Origin of the sequence: Parundibacterium terreum, assembly GCF_014636315.1 — a bacterium.
GTDB classification, from domain to species: Bacteria; Pseudomonadota; Gammaproteobacteria; order Burkholderiales; family Burkholderiaceae_D; genus Undibacterium; species Undibacterium terreum.
Genome location: NZ_BMED01000003.1, coordinates 339,993 through 355,774 on the forward strand (window position 1 = coordinate 339,993; position 15,782 = coordinate 355,774).

General features: G+C 54.8%; 17 protein-coding genes. 10 read left to right on the top strand and 7 right to left on the bottom strand.

The genetic code is table 11. From position 1 onward, the window contains the following. The gene (locus tag IEW12_RS16220) at window positions 1-765 is read left to right on the top strand and encodes a lysophospholipid acyltransferase family protein (protein WP_188567128.1); all 765 of its coding nucleotides are present in this window, start codon (window positions 1-3) and stop codon (window positions 763-765) included. Between the two features lie 12 nt (window positions 766-777). On the opposite strand, the gene IEW12_RS16225 is transcribed toward IEW12_RS16220, so the two are convergent. The 4 genes from IEW12_RS16225 to IEW12_RS16240 all read right to left on the bottom strand — a co-directional run bounded on the left by IEW12_RS16225 (window position 778) and on the right by IEW12_RS16240 (window position 5,391). Continuing rightward, on the bottom strand, window positions 778-1,629 hold the full coding sequence (locus IEW12_RS16225) for a symmetrical bis(5'-nucleosyl)-tetraphosphatase (protein WP_229751157.1): 852 nt from the start codon (window positions 1,627-1,629) through the stop codon (window positions 778-780). Then, window positions 1,626-2,732 (bottom strand): ferrochelatase, encoded by a 1,107-nt coding sequence (gene hemH / locus IEW12_RS16230; RefSeq protein WP_188567129.1) that lies wholly within the window; start codon window positions 2,730-2,732, stop codon window positions 1,626-1,628. Before hemH ends, IEW12_RS16225 begins: the two co-directional genes overlap by 4 nt. Before the next feature lie 63 nt (window positions 2,733-2,795). Further along, on the bottom strand, window positions 2,796-4,442 hold the full coding sequence (gene recN, locus IEW12_RS16235) for a DNA repair protein RecN (RefSeq protein ID WP_188567130.1): 1,647 nt from the start codon (window positions 4,440-4,442) through the stop codon (window positions 2,796-2,798). Window positions 4,443-4,503: 61 nt separating this feature from the next. Further along, on the bottom strand, window positions 4,504-5,391 hold the full coding sequence (locus IEW12_RS16240) for an NAD kinase (protein WP_188567131.1): 888 nt from the start codon (window positions 5,389-5,391) through the stop codon (window positions 4,504-4,506). Between the two features lie 91 nt (window positions 5,392-5,482). Between IEW12_RS16240 and IEW12_RS16245 the strand changes: the two genes are divergently transcribed. The 4 genes from IEW12_RS16245 to IEW12_RS16260 all read left to right on the top strand — a co-directional run bounded on the left by IEW12_RS16245 (window position 5,483) and on the right by IEW12_RS16260 (window position 9,065). Next, the gene (locus IEW12_RS16245) at window positions 5,483-6,178 is read left to right on the top strand and encodes an HAD family hydrolase (protein ID WP_188567132.1); all 696 of its coding nucleotides are present in this window, start codon (window positions 5,483-5,485) and stop codon (window positions 6,176-6,178) included. A 168-nt stretch (window positions 6,179-6,346) separates the two neighbouring features. Then, a complete protein-coding gene (hrcA, locus tag IEW12_RS16250; protein ID WP_188567133.1) occupies window positions 6,347-7,366 on the top strand; it encodes a heat-inducible transcriptional repressor HrcA in 1,020 nt (339 codons plus the stop codon). Window positions 7,367-7,454: 88 nt separating this feature from the next. After that, the gene (locus IEW12_RS16255) at window positions 7,455-7,847 is read left to right on the top strand and encodes a response regulator (RefSeq protein WP_229751158.1); all 393 of its coding nucleotides are present in this window, start codon (window positions 7,455-7,457) and stop codon (window positions 7,845-7,847) included. A gap of 60 nt (window positions 7,848-7,907) precedes the next feature. After that, entirely contained in the window at window positions 7,908-9,065 is a 1,158-nt protein-coding gene (locus IEW12_RS16260) for a patatin-like phospholipase family protein (protein ID WP_188567134.1), read from the top strand. On the opposite strand, the gene IEW12_RS16265 is transcribed toward IEW12_RS16260, so the two are convergent. Both IEW12_RS16265 and IEW12_RS16270 read right to left on the bottom strand, forming a co-directional pair. Beyond that, window positions 9,062-11,113: an AsmA family protein gene (locus IEW12_RS16265; protein WP_188567135.1), complete on the bottom strand. Its 2,052-nt coding sequence runs from the start codon at window positions 11,111-11,113 to the stop codon at window positions 9,062-9,064. The two genes, IEW12_RS16260 and IEW12_RS16265, sit on opposite strands and share 4 nt — an antisense overlap. Before the next feature lie 46 nt (window positions 11,114-11,159). After that, window positions 11,160-11,312, bottom strand: coding sequence for a DUF3096 domain-containing protein (locus IEW12_RS16270; protein WP_188567544.1), 153 nt, complete (start codon window positions 11,310-11,312; stop codon window positions 11,160-11,162). A gap of 259 nt (window positions 11,313-11,571) precedes the next feature. Between IEW12_RS16270 and IEW12_RS16275 the strand changes: the two genes are divergently transcribed. Both IEW12_RS16275 and IEW12_RS16280 read left to right on the top strand, forming a co-directional pair. Then, window positions 11,572-12,006, top strand: a complete 435-nt coding sequence (locus IEW12_RS16275; RefSeq protein WP_308789139.1) for a DUF4398 domain-containing protein — start codon at window positions 11,572-11,574, stop codon at window positions 12,004-12,006. Window positions 12,007-12,111: 105 nt separating this feature from the next. Beyond that, a complete protein-coding gene (locus IEW12_RS16280; RefSeq protein ID WP_188567136.1) occupies window positions 12,112-13,005 on the top strand; it encodes an OmpA family protein in 894 nt (297 codons plus the stop codon). A 105-nt stretch (window positions 13,006-13,110) separates the two neighbouring features. Here the strand turns inward: IEW12_RS16280 and fur are convergent, their stop codons facing one another. Then, the gene (gene fur, locus IEW12_RS16285) at window positions 13,111-13,545 is read right to left on the bottom strand and encodes a ferric iron uptake transcriptional regulator (protein WP_188567137.1); all 435 of its coding nucleotides are present in this window, start codon (window positions 13,543-13,545) and stop codon (window positions 13,111-13,113) included. A gap of 76 nt (window positions 13,546-13,621) precedes the next feature. Between fur and IEW12_RS16290 the strand changes: the two genes are divergently transcribed. From IEW12_RS16290 to IEW12_RS16300, 3 genes are read left to right on the top strand one after another with little or no spacing between them, the layout of a single operon-like run. After that, window positions 13,622-14,269, top strand: coding sequence for an outer membrane protein assembly factor BamE (locus IEW12_RS16290; protein ID WP_229751159.1), 648 nt, complete (start codon window positions 13,622-13,624; stop codon window positions 14,267-14,269). A 3-nt stretch (window positions 14,270-14,272) separates the two neighbouring features. Beyond that, the gene (gene dapB, locus IEW12_RS16295; protein WP_188567138.1) at window positions 14,273-15,079 is read left to right on the top strand and encodes a 4-hydroxy-tetrahydrodipicolinate reductase; all 807 of its coding nucleotides are present in this window, start codon (window positions 14,273-14,275) and stop codon (window positions 15,077-15,079) included. 9 nt (window positions 15,080-15,088) lie between these two features. Next, on the top strand, window positions 15,089-15,778 hold the full coding sequence (locus tag IEW12_RS16300; RefSeq protein ID WP_229751160.1) for a MotA/TolQ/ExbB proton channel family protein: 690 nt from the start codon (window positions 15,089-15,091) through the stop codon (window positions 15,776-15,778). Window positions 15,779-15,782 lie beyond the last annotated feature (4 nt).

Below are 15,782 nucleotides of genomic sequence, written 5' to 3' on the forward strand. Positions count from 1 at the left end.
ATGATAGCTTGGCGTTTTGCACGCGTGACCGTGCATTTGTTTGCGGGACTGTTGACGTGTGCGCTGGTGTTTCCATGGACGTCGGCCGCCACCCATGAGCGCTTGATACGCCGCTGGTCGCGCAAGCTGCTGCAGATAGTAAAAGTTAATTCCGGCTTCCGCGATCTGTCGGGCGGCGCGGTGGCGCAACGTTCGCTGATCGTGGCCAACCATGTGTCATGGCTGGATATCTTCGTGATGAACTCTGTGCATCCCTGCCATTTTGTCGCCAAGTCCGATATCCGCGGTTGGCCGCTGATAGGCTGGCTGTGCGAAAAAACCGGTACCATCTTTATTGCCCGCGGCAAGCAGCGCGAAGTCAGGAAAATCTACGAAGGCCTGGTGCACCAGATACAAGCCGGGGATAGAGTGGCTTTTTTTCCGGAAGGCACGACCGCGCCGCAAGGCACGCTGCTGCCGTTTCATGCAAACCTGTTTGAGGCGGCAATTCAGGCGCAGGTACCGATACAGCCGTTTGCGGTGCGTTATCTGGATGCGCAGGGTGTATTGCATCCGGCGGCTGATTTCATCGGCGACATGACTTTTGTCGAGAGCATGGCCGTGATCTTGAAAGCCGGCGGTTTGCAGGCAGAACTGGTGCGCATGCCTGCGATCAGCACCGACGGCGCACACAGGCGCGATATCGCGCAACTGGCGCGCAAGGCTGTGGCGCAGGGACTGGGTTTGCCGGAAGAGGTGGTGGCAGCAGAAGCCAAGCCAGCTTAGCTAAAGGCTCGCTTAGCCAGGTTGCCGGTGCTGGGGGCAGTCTATCTGCACGATTTGCCTGTCATCCAGCGCCACTGCGGTCAGCTTGCCGCCCCAGACGCAGCCTGTATCCAGGCTCAGCAGGTCAGGCCGCAATACCAGGCCCAGCGTGGACCAGTGGCCGAATATCACCGGTGTTGTTGCAGTTTTCCTGCCCGGCACATCGAACCAGGGCATCATCCCAGCGGGAGCAGCGCCTACCCCATCTTTGCTGTCAAAATCCATCACGCCGTCTGCGCTGCAAAAACGCATGCGGGTAAATGCATTGATGATGCAGCGCCAGCGATCCATGCCGCGCAGCTTGTCATTCCATTGCGCCGGGCTATTGCCATACATCTGTTCCAGCAGGTTCAGCCAGTTGGGGCCGCGCAGTTCTTCTTCCACTTCTTGTGCCAGATCCAGGGTTTGCTGTACTGTCCATTGAGGAAAGACGCCGGCATGCACCAGCAAATGGCCGTCTTCATGCAAAGCCAGCGGCCTGTGCCTTAGCCATTGCAGCAGGGCTTCCTTATCCGGCGCCTGCAGGATATCGTCCAGCGTGTCACCGCGATGTATTTTCTGCAGCCCGTTCGCTACCGCCAGCAAGTGGAGGTCGTGGTTGCCCAGTACCGTGTCGGCTTGTGCAACTGTGGAAGCCGTTGCGAGGTGATGGACAAAACGCAGCGTCGCCAGCGAGCGCGGACCGCGGTTGACCAGATCGCCGGCAAACAGCAGGCGTGCCTGCGGATATTGGGCGCTTATCTGCTGATACAGCTCGTCCAGTTGATCGCAGCAGCCCTGGATATCGCCGACAGCGAAAATCTTGCTGGCGCGCTTGCCCGTCACTGTTCGGCTCCCAGCCGTTTGGACTCGGCCCTGCTGAATAGCGCATCCTGCTTTTGTTTCTCGCGCATGCTGCCGGTAATCATGGTCGGCCAGCCTATCAGATGCTGTTCGGCGATCTCGGCCAATCCGCGCATCCAGGCCGGTGATTCATTCAGGCAGGGGATGTAGTGAAATTCCTTGCCGCCGGCCACCAGGAAATCCTGCCGCACTTCCATCGCAATTTCCTCCAGGGTTTCCAGGCAGTCGGCGATAAAGCCTGGGCAGACTACGTCTATCCGCTTCACGCCTTGTTTTGCCAGGGCCTGTACCGTAGGCGCCGTATAAGGTTGCAGCCATTCCGCACGGCCCAGGCGCGACTGGAAGCTGACGATATACTGGTCTTTGCTCAAACCGAGTTGCTCTGCCAGCAGGCGTGCAGTTTTATAGCATTCGCAGTGATAAGGATCGCCGCGCAGCAGGAAGGCCTTGGGCAAGCCATGGAAGCTCATCACCAATTTTTCTGGACGGCCATTGGACTGCCAGTAGTTCAGGATCGATGTTTTCAGCGCATCGATATAGGCTTCGTGGTCGTGATAATTTTTTACAAAGCGCAGCTCAGGAACATTCCTGACCTGCTGGTAGTGGCGGACGACAGCGTCAAAATTGGATGCAGTAGTGGTGCCGGAATACTGCGGGTAGGCAGGCAGGATCAGTAGCCTGTCATAGCCTTCTGCTTTGAGTTTGGTCAATACCTCAGGGATGGAGGGTGAGCCGTAGCGCATTGCATGGGTCGCATGCACTTCATGCCCGCGCTCTCCCAGATAGCCTTTCAGCAGCAGCGCCTGTTTTTCTGTATGGATCTTCAGCGGCGAACCGTCCTTGGTCCAGATGGACGCATATTTGGCGGCTGACTTGCTGGAGCGAAAAGGCAGGATGATGCAATTCAGGATCAGCCACCAGATCGCACGCGGTATTTCCACCACGCGCCGGTCTGATAAAAACTCTTTCAGGTAGTGCTTTACAGCCGAGGTCGTCGGCGCGTCGGGCGTACCCAGATTGATCAGCACGACGGCAGTTTTGGCGATTTTCCCGTGCGAGTAGTCGGGTTCTTTCAGGAAGGACATGGATGCTATTCTTTGTTATTGAAACTGATTATTTATTGCTTACGCGTTGTCGCGCGTGACTATTCACGATGCCAGCAATTCCCGCGCGTGTTTGCGGGTGGTTGCCGTGATTTCTATGCCGCCCAGCATGCGGGCAATTTCTTCCACGCGCTGTTTATTGTCCAGCCCGTCAATCTGCGAAACAGTCTTGCCCTTGCTGCTGGCCTTGCTGACCTGGAAGTGCTGGTTGGCCTGGCTGGCGACTTGCGGCAGATGCGTGACGCACAATACCTGTCTGTCCTGCCCTAGCCGTTTCAGCAAACGGCCTACTACTTCTGCAACGCCGCCGCCTATGCCGCTATCCACTTCATCAAAGATCAGCGTAGGCGTGGCAGTAGCGCACGAAGTAATGACGGAGATGGCGAGCGAGATGCGGGCCAGTTCGCCGCCGGAGGCAACCTTGGCCAGCGGTCGCGCTTGTACGCCGGCATGGCCGGCTACCAGGAATTCCACCTGCTCCAGCCCGAAAGCGGCAGGCTCGCAAGGATGCAGCGCAATCGAGAAACTGCCGCCGGACATGCTCAGGTCCTGCATCGCAACGGTGACCGCCTTGCCCAAGTCTTTGGCGACGATGCCACGGGCCTTGCTGAGCTTTTGTGCGGCCTTCAGATAAACCTGTTTCGCGCTTTCTTCCTGTGCTTTCAGCGCATCCATGTCGGATGCATTCGCAAGTTGCTGCAATTGCCCGGACAGGCTGGCGAATTCATGATGCAGCTCTTCCGGTGCAACGTGGAAGCGGCGCGCGGTCGAGTGTATGGACTCTACCCGGTTTTCCACCGTACGCAGGCGAGCCGGGTCCAGCTCCACTCGGCCCAGATAGTCGTTCAGCGCATAAGTGGTTTCCTGCAGGTTGATGCGGGCGGAATCCAGTGCATCGGTGACCGGTTTCAAGGCGACGTCATATTCCAGCAGCTTTAATAGTTTCTGGTGCAGCGAAGACAATTGCGACAGGACCGGGTGCTCTGATTCCGAGATCAGGTCGGCAGCTTCCTGTGCGCCTTCCAGCAGGCTGGCGGCATGCGCCAGCCTGCTGTGTTCATGGCTGATGCTCTCCCACTCGCCGGGTTGTATCTGCAATTTTTCCAGTTCCTGCACCTGCCACTCCAGGCGTTCCTTTTCCAGCAGGACATTCTTCGCATTGGTTTCGAATTCTTCGCGCTGCCTGGCCAGGTTGCGCCAGTTTTTATGCAGCGTGGCTACCTGCTGCACATCTGCCTGGAATCCGCCCTGCATGTCCAGTAGCGCGCGCTGGGCGTCGGTCTTCAGCAGCGACTGGTGCGCGTGTTGCCCATGGATGTCGACCAGCATGTCGCCCAGTTCGCGCAATTGCGCAGCAGTGGCGGTAATGCCATTGATGTAGGCTTTGGAGCGGCCGGCATTGTCGATGACGCGGCGCAGCAGCAACTGGCCGTCTTCGCCGGCAAAGTCATTGTCTGCCAGCCATGCGCTGGTCGCATCGTCGGTAGAAAATTCGGCCGAAATATCCGCTTTGGATGCGCCTTCGCGCACCATGCTGGCGTCGCCGCGGCCACCGAGTGCCAATGCCAGCGCATCGATCAGGATGGATTTACCCGCACCGGTTTCGCCGGTGAAGACAGTGAAGCCGGCTGAAAATTCCAGCTCTATGGCATCAACGATAACAAAGTCGCGAATAGCAAGCGTGCGCAGCATAAGAGTGTTGAAAAAGGGATAAGGGAAGCGGCGTGTATTTTAGCTTAAGGCCGGACTTGGCCTAAGGCCCGACGACCGAAGGATACTCGTTCCAGTGCAGTTTCTGGCGCAGCGTGTCATAGTAGTTCCAGCCTTGCGGGTGCAGGAAGGTGATTGTATGTTCGGAGCGCTTGACGATGATCCTGTCCTTGTACATCAGGTCGGCGAAAGACTGCATGTCGAAATTCACTGTGATATCACGCCCGGCAGCGATTTCTATCACGATCTCGCTACTGTCCGGCAAGACGATAGGGCGATTGGACAGTGCATGCGGTGCGATCGGTACCATCACGATACCGTTCAGGCTGGGATGCAGCAGCGGTCCGCCGGCAGACAGCGCATACGCGGTGGAGCCGGTCGGGGTGGATACGATCAGGCCGTCCGAGCGCTGGTTGTACATGAAGTGGTCATCCACATCCACGCGCAGTTCCACCATGCCGGTGCCGGCGCCGCGCGAGACGACCACGTCGTTGAATGCCATGCCGCTGAAAATCTGATTACCGTCGCGCACCACGATACCTTGCAGCAGGCTGCGTTTCTCTGCCACGTATTTGCCTTCCAGCATCTCAGTGATGACAGGAATGGTGCGATCCAGCGGAATATCGGTAATAAAGCCCAATCTGCCCTGATTGATGCCTATCAGGGGGACATTGTACGGGGCCAGTTGGCGGGCGATGCCCAGCATGGTGCCGTCGCCGCCCAGTACAATGGCGGCATCGGCGTTTTTGCCTATTTCTGCCGCCGACATCACATGGAAGCCTTCCAGCAGCATGTTTTGTGCGGTTTCCGCTTCAAAAATCACTGTATGTCCGGCATCGTCCAGGAAACTGGCCAGCTCTGCAATCGAATGGGTAACGCCTGCGGCATTATATTTACCAACCAGTGCAATAGTTTTTGGCGATGAAGTCATAAATTAACGAGAACTGATGGCATAGATGATGCAGATTAGAACATAATTACAGAAGTTTTAGGCATGCAAGAGGCATGAAAAGTGAGCAAGTATGACTATTAAGCCTGTCAAGGCAATACTGTTTGATCTGGATGAGACCTTATGGCCGGTAGGCCCGGTGATCCAGCATGCGGAGAACTCGCTGTTTCAATGGATGACTGTCAATACCCCGCTGGTGGCGCAGAATTACTCCATAGAGCAGATGCGCAGCCAGCGCAAGGAAATGATGCTGACCAACCCGCGCTTCCAGTATGACCTGTGGGCGCTGCGGCATGCGATGCTGACCAGGCTGTTTGCCGAGCATGGTGAGGATGCCTCCAAGGCCGATCTGGCGATGGCGGTATTTGCCGACGCCCGTAACAAGGTCAGTTTATTTGACGATGTATTGCCGGCTTTGGACAAGCTGCAGCAAAAGCTGGTGATGGGATCGGTATCGAATGGCTTTGCCGACCTGAAGGCGATAGGCCTGGCGCCCTATTTCAAAGTATCCATCGCTGCACATACTTTCGGCTGTGCCAAGCCGGACCCGCGCATATTTGCAGCGGCCTGCGAAGCGCTGCAATTGCATCCCCGGGATATCCTGTTTGTCGGCGATGATTTGCTGCTGGACGTGGAGGGCGCGCAAAAGGCAGGCATGCAGGCAGTCTGGGTAGACCGCAAACAATTGCAGACGCACGAAATCCCTTATCCGCATGTCAAGCCGCAAGCAGTCGTCAGCGAACTGAATGCCTTGCTGGAGTGGGTATAATCTTGCTTGCAGGTGACAGGCAGGGCAAATGCAACATTGCTTTCAGGCAGATGCTTGCAATTGCAGCATGGATTTATTATTGTCTGTATGGAAGGTATATTGACCCCGTCTTTTGCCATATCAGCCATATGTCTACACGCTTCTGACTATCTCGCATAGAATACCTGTATGCAACTCGATATTCGCGCCCAAACCCTATTAAAAGCCCTGGTGGAACGGTATATAGCCGACGGCCAGCCTGTGGGCTCGCGCGCCTTATCAAAAATTTCAGGTCTTGAACTGTCGCCGGCGACCATACGCAATGTGATGGCAGACCTGGAAGAAATGGGTTTTGTCGCCAGTCCGCATACCTCGGCCGGGCGCGTGCCCACGCCGCGCGGCTACCGGGTATTTGTCGACAGCTTGCTGACCGTGCAGGAAATCGACGAGGCGGCGCTGGAATCGCGCCTGCAACCGAAACTGCTATCCAATCCGCCGCAAAAGATCATTGCCAACGCAGCGCAGATATTGTCTTCGCTATCGCAGTTTGCCGGAGTCGTCATGACACCGCGCAATGAATCGACCTTCAAGCAGATAGAATTCCTGCGCCTGTCAGAAAAACGCATACTGCTGGTGATCGTCGCCCCGAATGGCGAAGTGCAGAACCGCCTGTTGCTGACCGACGTGGACTATACGCCGCCGCAACTGATACAGGCGGCGAATTACCTGAACCAGAATTTTGGCGGCCTCAGTTTCGAGGATGCGCGTATCCGCATCAATGGCGAACTGCGCCAGTTGCAAAACGATATGACGCGCCTGATGCAGGCTGCAGTCGAGGCCGGCAGCGACGCGATGGCCGACCATAGCGACGACATGGTCATCTCCGGCGAACGCAATCTGCTGAATGTGGAAGATCTGTCGTCGAATATGACCTCCTTGCGCAAACTGTTCGACATGTTTGAGCAAAAGACCAGCCTGATGCAATTGTTGGATATTTCCAGTAAGGCGACCGGGGTGCAGATCTTCATCGGTGGCGAGTCGCAACTGGTGCCCATGGACGAAATGAGCATAGTCACCGCACCGTATGAAGTCAACGGCAAGATAGTAGGCACGCTGGGTGTAATTGGGCCCACGCGCATGGCGTACGAACGCGTGATTCCTATTGTGGATATCACTGCAAAACTGCTGTCCAATGCGCTAAGCCATTAAGCTTGATTCCTTAGGCTGTATTGCCGGGCCGGGAAATTCGTTTTACCTGTAGCTGTATCGCCTTTTCTTTAAAATGAAAGGAGTCACGATGGCAGGTCAAAAGAGCATGTCAGTGCTGCTTGTGGATGACAACGATATGACGCGCGAGGTGCTGCGTGTCATTCTCAGGCATGAAGGCTATCTTGTGGTCGGCGAAGCCACCGACGGTGATACCGGCCTGGAAATGGCTTTGCGGCTGCAGCCGAATATCATCTTCTTGGACGTCGTCATGCCTACCGTCAGCGGGCTCGATACCCTGAAAAAAATCAAGGAAGTGCTTCCCAGGACCATCATACTGATGGTGACGTCCAATAAGGACAGGGACACTTTTACTGCGGCGCTGCAAGGCGGTATCAGCGGTTACATTATCAAACCTTTTAATGCCGGCACTGTCATGGATGCTTTGCAATTGGCCATCGCCAAAGCCGGCCCGCAAGTCTGATCCATTCGCGTCAGACCGGCTTGCCGGCCTGTCCTTCCCCTATCCCACTTTTAGCCAAGCATGAAATTACAAGCCACAGAGCAAGCTTCGGCAGCCAACCGGCTGAACCCCGACAATAATCCCATCGTACTGGTCCTGCAGGGCGGCGGTGCGCTGGGAGCTTATCAGGCCGGGGTGTTTGAGGCCCTCCATGAGCATGATCTGGTGCCGGACTGGATAGTCGGCACCTCAATCGGCGCCATCAACGCGGCGCTGATCGCCGGCAATCCGCAGGAAAGCAGATTGCAAAAGCTCAAGGAATTCTGGCGGCGTGTGTCGCACGGCGACGGTTTCGACATGAGCAGGTTGCCGGATGAGGCCAGGAAGGCGAATGTGTCAGCGGCAACGCTGGATACGATGATGCGCGGCGTGCCCGGTTTTTTTTCGCCGCGCCTGTTCAGTCCGTTTGCCGCCGGTTTCTCGGTAGAACCGGATGCTGCCAGTTTTTATGAAACCCGTGATCTTCGCACTACGCTGAAAGAACTGGTGGATTTTGACTATTTGAATGCAGAAGGCGGCATGCGCCTGACCGTCAATGCGTTGAAGGTAACCTGCGGTGAGTTGGCCAGCTTCGACAACCGCGAGCATGACTTGTGCGCCGACCATGTGATGGCCAGTGGCGCGCTGCCACCAGGCTTTCCGCCTGTACGCATAGACGGAGAATTGTATTGGGATGGTGGCCTGTATTCGAATACGCCGCTGGAAACCGTATTGAATGACCAGCCGCATGCGAATGCCCTCTGTTTCATGGTGGATTTATGGAGTGCTCAGGGGGAAGAACCGCGTACATTGGACGAAGTGCAGACCAGGCAGAAAGATGTGATGTTTGCATCGCGTTCGATGCGCCATATTGATGCCTACCTGGAAACGCATAAATTACAGCGTGCATTACGTGATTTGTATAAGCGCCTGCCGGCAAAGCAAAAGAATGCCGCCGACAAGCAACTGCTATCCGAACTGGGTTGCGATAGCACGTTGCATATCGTCAGAATTCCTTACGCGGGGCAAGACTGGCATATGGCTGCCAAGGATATCAACTTTTCCCGTGGCTCCATCGAGTGGCGCTGGGAGCAGGGATACCGGGACGGCATGCGAGCGGTCAAGCAGGCAGGCTGGCTGGCCAATGTGTCAGAAGACACGGCGGTCGTAATTCACGAAATAGCGCCCGATCCCGTTTAATTTTTCACTGGCCGGTCCGTCCGGGTTTTCCCCGGGGGAGGCGCTTGCGGCTTGCTGCCTGCCTCGGCCAGCAATGCCGCGCAGCCATGCTCCTGGCCTGGTCCGACAGCGACCAGCGGCGCCAGCGCCGCTATTGGCGCCAGCGCCGCCAATGCGATGGCGCCTCCGGCTTTCAAGGCCAGCACACCTTTGTCCAGGCTGATTTTGGGATTTTTGAAGCTGCCCGTCACATACAGCGGCGTGCGTAAAGAAATCACGCGCAGGCCCTTGCTGTGAGGATTGATCTTCAGGTCCAGTTGTTCCTTGACCAGACTGATCTGGCCTGTGATATCGGTCAGGGATTCCTGGGTATCGACAACGAAACTGCGGGTTTGCATGATGCCGTTAGTAACGGCGAAATCGCTGGCCAGGCAGTTGATTTCTATCTGCTTGTCCCCGGATAATTGGGTCAGTACGATATTGCCTATGTTCAGGCCCATCTCTTCCAGCAGCAGCTTGCTGATGGAACCCTGGTTGATCAGCGCCTTGACTTCGCCATTGGAATTGCCCAGCAGGCTGGAGACGGAACTGCCGGTTGCAGACAAAGAGGCGTCCCCATTGATTTCGCCCAGACTGGCCTGCATGGCCTCGAAGCTGGGGAATAGCTTTTTCAGCTTGAGATGGCGGGCGCTCATCTTCATTTCTGCCTTGATCAATTGTTCGCGGCCGTCCAGCTTGATATTGGAGCTGAAATTGCCTCCAGCGGCGCCGAAATTAAGCGGAGTCAGCGTGACAACGCTGTCCTTCAGATGCACATTGGTGACCAGGTTATCGAGAGGCAAGTCCTTGCTGCGTATGATTTTCTTGCCGGTGAATTTGATATCGGCATCCATGCTGTCCCAGCGATCGGTCTTGAATTTCTCCACTGGTAGCACCTTGTCGGATGGCTGCACTGGCGCGACACCGCGATTTTCTTTGCTGGCATTTGAGTCCGCGCCGATCAGCGGGCCCAGATCTTCGAATTGCAACAGATTGGATACCACTTCGCCGCTCAGGCGAGGGCGTATCAGCGGGCTGCCGTTTTCCTGTGATTGATAAGTCACACTGCCGGAAAGGTCACTGGAACCGAACTTACCTACGAACTTGTCATAGACCCAGTTGCCGCCGCTACGGTTGGGGCTACCGGTCAAATGACCTTCGGTGGAAAAAGCCGGTGTTTCCGGTAGTACGATACCCGTTAATGCGTACAGACCGGCCATGCTGGCGCCTGCCAGGTGCAGGCGCATATCGATTGCCGCTAGGTCGCTGGGCTTGGTGATAGTTCCCTTGACTTGTACAACGACCGATTTTCCTACCTTTACATCTGCTTCCAACGGAAAAGCTGCGTTCTGATTCTGCAGCGATAGCACCGCACCGGCCTTGCCGCTGCCGCTTACCTTTTCCTTGTTAAAGCTGCCGTTCAGTGTCCAGCCGACGCCATACGTATTTTTGGAGGCGGCGATCTGCTTGTCATCCAGGGTATCGATATTGGCAGTGATGTCGGCATGCTTGACTGCGTCTTTTATCTTTACCGTTCCCTTATCCAGTACCACTTCGCCAAGTGCCAGTTTCCATTCGGAAGGCGTTTCGCTGGTTTTAAAGCTCCAGTTATTTTGCGTGGCCGACAGGCGTTCAAGGGATACATCCGGTGATTCCAGTTCCACAGTGGGGATGGTGATTTTTTTATCCAACAAGGGCAGCAGGTCAACTGAAAAATGCACGCGCTTGATCTGCGTCATATACGGTGAAGCGGTGGCCCAGTCCGGATTGCTGATGCGAATATCTTCGCCGGACAAGTGGGGCCAGGGAATGTAGTTACGCCAGCCTATCTGACGGGTTGGAGGCTTTTCCCAGGTCAGAGACAAATTGCCGTTGATGCTGAACGGACGGCCTATCGCATCGGACACACGGGTGTTCAGCCAGGGCTTCGCCTTGTTCCAGTCATAGTTCATAAACAGCACCAGTGCCATGGCAAAAATTGCTATTAGCCCCAATACAGTACCGCCGATGATTTTTGTTGTTCTTGTCATGAATGTACCCGTTTTTACCAATTAGTGTCTGCAAGGTAGCGCAAATTTAGCGCAGCAGGTGTCCACTTCCTAGCAAGCCTATCAGGCCGATGATAATCAGATAAATGGCGACGATGAAATTCAACAGCCTAGGCACGACCAGAATCAGGATGCCGGCAATTAAAGAAACCAGTGGAGTAATTAGAAGATTGAAGTTCATGGTGGATTCCTGTCTCAATAAAGTGATGTATTGCTGCTGCTCATAGGTAAGGCCGGAAAAATTTTTCATGCCCACTCATAGGGCAAAGAATACAGGATGCCAATTGATTTTTATGTGCGTTTGCGTACCGAGGCTTTGTAAGCATAGCTATATAAAGTGTTATCGCTAGGGATTTATAGAAAACGGTGATTGTTGTGACGATCTTATGACTATCGCAGCAACGAAGAACAACTTAAAACAATTTAATCCATGGAGTTTGATGATGAAAAAATTTACTGATGCAGGGATGTACGAGCAATCCCATAAAGCCGGTAGCACGTGGTTGAAAGTCGCATGCTGTACGGGCCTTGTCGCGATGTCTCTGGTGGGCTGCGCAAGCAAGGAAAAAGTGCCGGCGACTTCGGATGTTGCAGTGAGCAAGCAGGCAGTCAGCAACGCAACGGTATCTGGTGCTGCTGAATATGCACCGTTAGAAGTCGCCTCGGCTCAGGATAAGCTGAACCAGGCTAACCAGGCGTTGGCAGCCAAGGATTATGTCAAGGCACGCGAGTTGGCTAATCAGGCCCAGGCAGACGCGCAACTGGCGCAAAGCAAGGCCAGCTCCGCCAAGGCGCAAGCTGCAGCCAATGCGTTGCAAGACAATATCCGCGTGATGCGGGAAGAGCTGGATCGTAGTGCGAGCGTAAACAAATAATCAGCAAATAAGCAGCAAATAATCAGCAAATAAGCAGCTTAGCTAAAAGCGAAACGGGTGATGCCGCTACGCCTTAGTCATATTCAAAATTGAAAGGGAATCATCATGCGAAGTATTAAATTTTTACCTGCCTATCTCCTGGCCGCAGGCGCCTTATTATCTGCCTGCAGCTCCGTGCCTCAGAATAACAGTGCGCTGGAAGACGCAAAACGCGATTTTGCAATGACACAAAGTAATCCTACAGTCGCCCGCCTGGCATCTGCTGAATTGAAGCAGGCCAGTGATGCGCTGGATCAGGCTAATACAGCCTGGACGAAAAAAGAAAGTCTGCAAAAGGTAGATAACCTGGCCTATGTCGCGAAACAAAAAACAGCGAATGCCCGTGAAGTCGCAAAGGCAAAATCTGCTGAAGAATCGGTAGCAGATGCCAAGCAGCAGCAGGATCAGATCCGCCTGCAGCAAAGAACCCTGGAAGCCGACAAGGCCAGGATGGATGCCGATGCTGCGAAGACCCAGGCTGCCTTAGCGCAGAACGATGCGGCCAACGCACAGCGCCAGAAAATGGATGCAGAAGAGCATGCACGCCAGTTGCAGGCTCAATTGAATGATTTGTCTGCAAAGAAAACCGAGCGTGGCCTAGTAATTACCCTGGGTGACGTTTTGTTCGCGGTGGACAAAGCCGATCTGACACCGGATGGCATGATGACAGTGCAAAAGCTTGGTCTGATTTTGCAGCAGAATCCGCAAAGGGTGGTTGTGGTTGAGGGCCATACCGACAGCACAGGTACCGCAGCGCATAACCAGTATCTGTCGGAGCGCCGTGCCAATTCCGTGCTGATTGCTCTGATGGGCATGGGTATTGCGCGTGACAGGGTGGTGACTCAAGGCTATGGCATGAAATATCCGGTTGCCAGTAACGATACTGCGGCCAATCGCCAGTTGAATCGCCGCGTGGAGATTGTGTTGTCGGAAGATGACGGCAAGATCGCACATCGCTGATCTGCAGCTTCGGCAGGGGTAATGCCCTGCCGGACGAGAAGAAAACAAAAAGCCTGCAAATTTGCAGGCTTTTTGTTTTTCAGCCGATGCGGGCTTACTTCTTCATTATTTGCGGATCTTGTCGCCGCAACCCGGTTTGGAGCAGTAGCCATACAAGGCCAGCGCATGTTCGGAAATCGTAAAACCGCGCTCCTTGGCGATTGCCTGTTGCCTTTTTTCTATCTCTTCGTCGTAGAATTCTTCTACGCGGCCGCATTCCAGGCACACCAGATGGTCATGGTGTGAGCCTTCATTCAGTTCAAAGATGGCCTTGCCGGATTCGAAATGGTTGCGGCTGAGCAAGCCTGCTTGCTCAAACTGGGTCAGTACGCGATATACTGTTGCCAATCCGACATCCATGTTTTCGCTGAGCAAAATCTTATAGACATCCTCTGCGGTCAGGTGGCGTACCGGGCTGTTTTGAAAAATTTCCAGGATTTTCAGACGTGGCAGGGTAGCTTTGAGTCCGCTGGCTTTCAGGTTTGGAGTGCTATTCGTCATGTTTTCGGTCAAAAAAGTACTATCTGATTTATGATATAGGGTTTTAGCACTGTTGCTCAATAAATTGAGGTTATCCATGCGATTGTTGTTCTCAGAAACATCCCGAAGCAAGGCATTGGGAGCAGGCTTGGTTGCTGCGTTCGTTCCTGTATTGCTATCCCTGTCCGGTTGTGCGTCCAAAGCTCAAGTGATGGAGACCACACCGCTGAACGGTGTTTCTACTACACAAGGCACTTCCAATAGTGATTCGGCTAAGTCAGATTCTATCACTTCGATGCAGCCGCTGACACCTGCGTCTGCGCAGGGTATCGCCAGTGGTGCACAAGTGACGGCGCCTACCGGTATTTACAAGATACTGAATTATGTGTCCCCTTACCGTATCACCATTCAGCAGGGTAACTTTGTTTCCCAGGAAATGATTGCTCAGTTGAAAGAAGGCATGACCCGTGAGCAAGTGCGCTTTTTGCTCGGTACTGCCTTGCTGACCGACATGTTCCATGAAGACCGCTGGGATTATCCTTTCCGTATCCAGAAGCCGAATGGTGAAGTGATCACCAGCCGCGTGACAGTATTCTTCAAGAACAATACCGTCAACCGCTTTGAAGGCGGCAATCTGCCGACCGAAAAAGACTATCTGGCGCATATCACCAATGCCAAGATCGGTGAACGTACTGAAATTGCTCCGCCTACCGACGGCAAGAAAAAAAATAATCCAGGGGAATAAGGCATGGCTGCTTTGAAAATCGCGGTTGCGGGAGCATCCGGCCGCATGGGCAGGATGCTGATAGAAGCGATCAGCAATGCCGACGACACGATATTGGCCGGCGCGCTGGATATTGCCGGTTCGCCTGCTCTGGGCACCGATGCCGCCGCATTCCTGGGCAAGCCGGCACAGGTCGCGATTACGTCCGATCTGGCGCAGGGCCTGGCCAATGCCGATTTCCTGATCGACTTTACCCGTCCCGAAGGTACGTTGCAGCATGCTGCCTATTGCGCCGAGCACGGCATCAAGATGATTATCGGTACTACCGGTTTTGATGACGAAGGCAAGGCGGCGATAGCCGAAGCCGCAAAAAAAACCGCCATTGTGTTTGCGCCTAACATGAGCGTAGGTGTGAATGTGACGCTGAAGTTGCTGGAAATGGCAGCCAAGAGCTTTTCGCACGGTTATGACATCGAGATCGTTGAAGCCCATCACAGGCACAAGGTTGATGCTCCATCCGGCACTGCGCTGAAAATGGGCGAGGTCATCGCCGATGCCATCGGGCGCGACCTGAACGAAGTTGCCGTCTATGCGCGCGAAGGCGTCACTGGCGAGCGGGATCCATCGTCAATAGGCTTTGCAACGATACGTGGCGGCGACATCGTCGGCGACCACACCGTGCTGTTCGCCGGCATAGGCGAGCGCGTGGAAATCACGCATAAATCTTCCAGCCGTGTCACCTATGCACACGGCAGCCTGCGTGCTGCGCGCTTCCTGGCAGACAAGCAGACCGGCCTGTTCGATATGTATGATGTGCTGAATCTGAACTAGCCTCTTTCCATGAACTTCAGCCTCTCGGAATACTGGGCGCAGGGCGATGCCATCAGCCATATGGTGGCTTACCTGCTTTTGGCGATGTCGCTGGCAAGCTGGTTCACGATATTGTCCAAAGCCTGGTCGTCCTGGCGCATACGCCGCAGCGCGAGTGCGCTGGAGGCTTTCTGGAAGGCGCCCAGCATGACGGATGCGATTGCAATGGTGAATGGCGTGGATAGCGAAAACATCTACGCTCCATTGGCCGTCAGGGCGATGCATGCGGCAGATCCGGTCAACCAGGCCGGCTCGCTGAGCGCAGATACTTCCACCGCCGACCTGATCACCCGCAGCTTGCGGCAAGAAATGAACCGCATCACCGTCAAGCTGGAAATGGGGCTGACCCTGTTGGCTTCCATCGGTTCCACCGCGCCTTTCATCGGGTTGCTTGGTACGGTCTGGGGCATCTATCATGCGCTGACCGAGGTGTCTGCGTCCGGTATCGTGCAGATAGACAAGGTCGCCGGCCCTGTCGGCGAGGCTCTGATCATGACCGCATTGGGCTTGATGGTCGCAATTCCCGCTGTGCTTTCTTATAATGCGTTGAACCGCGTCAACCGGATTACGATGGCCGAGCTGGATGCCTTTGCTTACGACCTGCACGCCCATCTGACCAAAGTGCATGCCGATGTACCATCTGCTCCGTCCAGGGCATAGGCAA

Excerpts from the sequence above, each read along its gene's own strand:
- IEW12_RS16220 (WP_188567128.1), top strand. The coding sequence starts at position 1 with ATGATAGCTTGGCGTTTTGCACGCGTGACCGTGCATTTGTTTGCGGGA.
- hemH (WP_188567129.1), bottom strand. The coding sequence starts at position 2,732 with ATGTCCTTCCTGAAAGAACCCGACTACTCGCACGGGAAAATCGCCAAA.
- recN (WP_188567130.1), bottom strand. The coding sequence starts at position 4,442 with ATGCTGCGCACGCTTGCTATTCGCGACTTTGTTATCGTTGATGCCATA.
- IEW12_RS16240 (WP_188567131.1), bottom strand. The coding sequence starts at position 5,391 with ATGACTTCATCGCCAAAAACTATTGCACTGGTTGGTAAATATAATGCC.
- IEW12_RS16245 (WP_188567132.1), top strand. The coding sequence starts at position 5,483 with ATGACTATTAAGCCTGTCAAGGCAATACTGTTTGATCTGGATGAGACC.
- hrcA (WP_188567133.1), top strand. The coding sequence starts at position 6,347 with ATGCAACTCGATATTCGCGCCCAAACCCTATTAAAAGCCCTGGTGGAA.
- IEW12_RS16255 (WP_229751158.1), top strand. The coding sequence starts at position 7,455 with ATGGCAGGTCAAAAGAGCATGTCAGTGCTGCTTGTGGATGACAACGAT.
- IEW12_RS16260 (WP_188567134.1), top strand. The coding sequence starts at position 7,908 with ATGAAATTACAAGCCACAGAGCAAGCTTCGGCAGCCAACCGGCTGAAC.
- IEW12_RS16265 (WP_188567135.1), bottom strand. The coding sequence starts at position 11,113 with ATGACAAGAACAACAAAAATCATCGGCGGTACTGTATTGGGGCTAATA.
- IEW12_RS16270 (WP_188567544.1), bottom strand. The coding sequence starts at position 11,312 with ATGAACTTCAATCTTCTAATTACTCCACTGGTTTCTTTAATTGCCGGC.
- IEW12_RS16275 (WP_308789139.1), top strand. The coding sequence starts at position 11,572 with ATGATGAAAAAATTTACTGATGCAGGGATGTACGAGCAATCCCATAAA.
- IEW12_RS16280 (WP_188567136.1), top strand. The coding sequence starts at position 12,112 with ATGCGAAGTATTAAATTTTTACCTGCCTATCTCCTGGCCGCAGGCGCC.
- fur (WP_188567137.1), bottom strand. The coding sequence starts at position 13,545 with ATGACGAATAGCACTCCAAACCTGAAAGCCAGCGGACTCAAAGCTACC.
- IEW12_RS16290 (WP_229751159.1), top strand. The coding sequence starts at position 13,622 with ATGCGATTGTTGTTCTCAGAAACATCCCGAAGCAAGGCATTGGGAGCA.
- dapB (WP_188567138.1), top strand. The coding sequence starts at position 14,273 with ATGGCTGCTTTGAAAATCGCGGTTGCGGGAGCATCCGGCCGCATGGGC.
- IEW12_RS16300 (WP_229751160.1), top strand. The coding sequence starts at position 15,089 with ATGAACTTCAGCCTCTCGGAATACTGGGCGCAGGGCGATGCCATCAGC.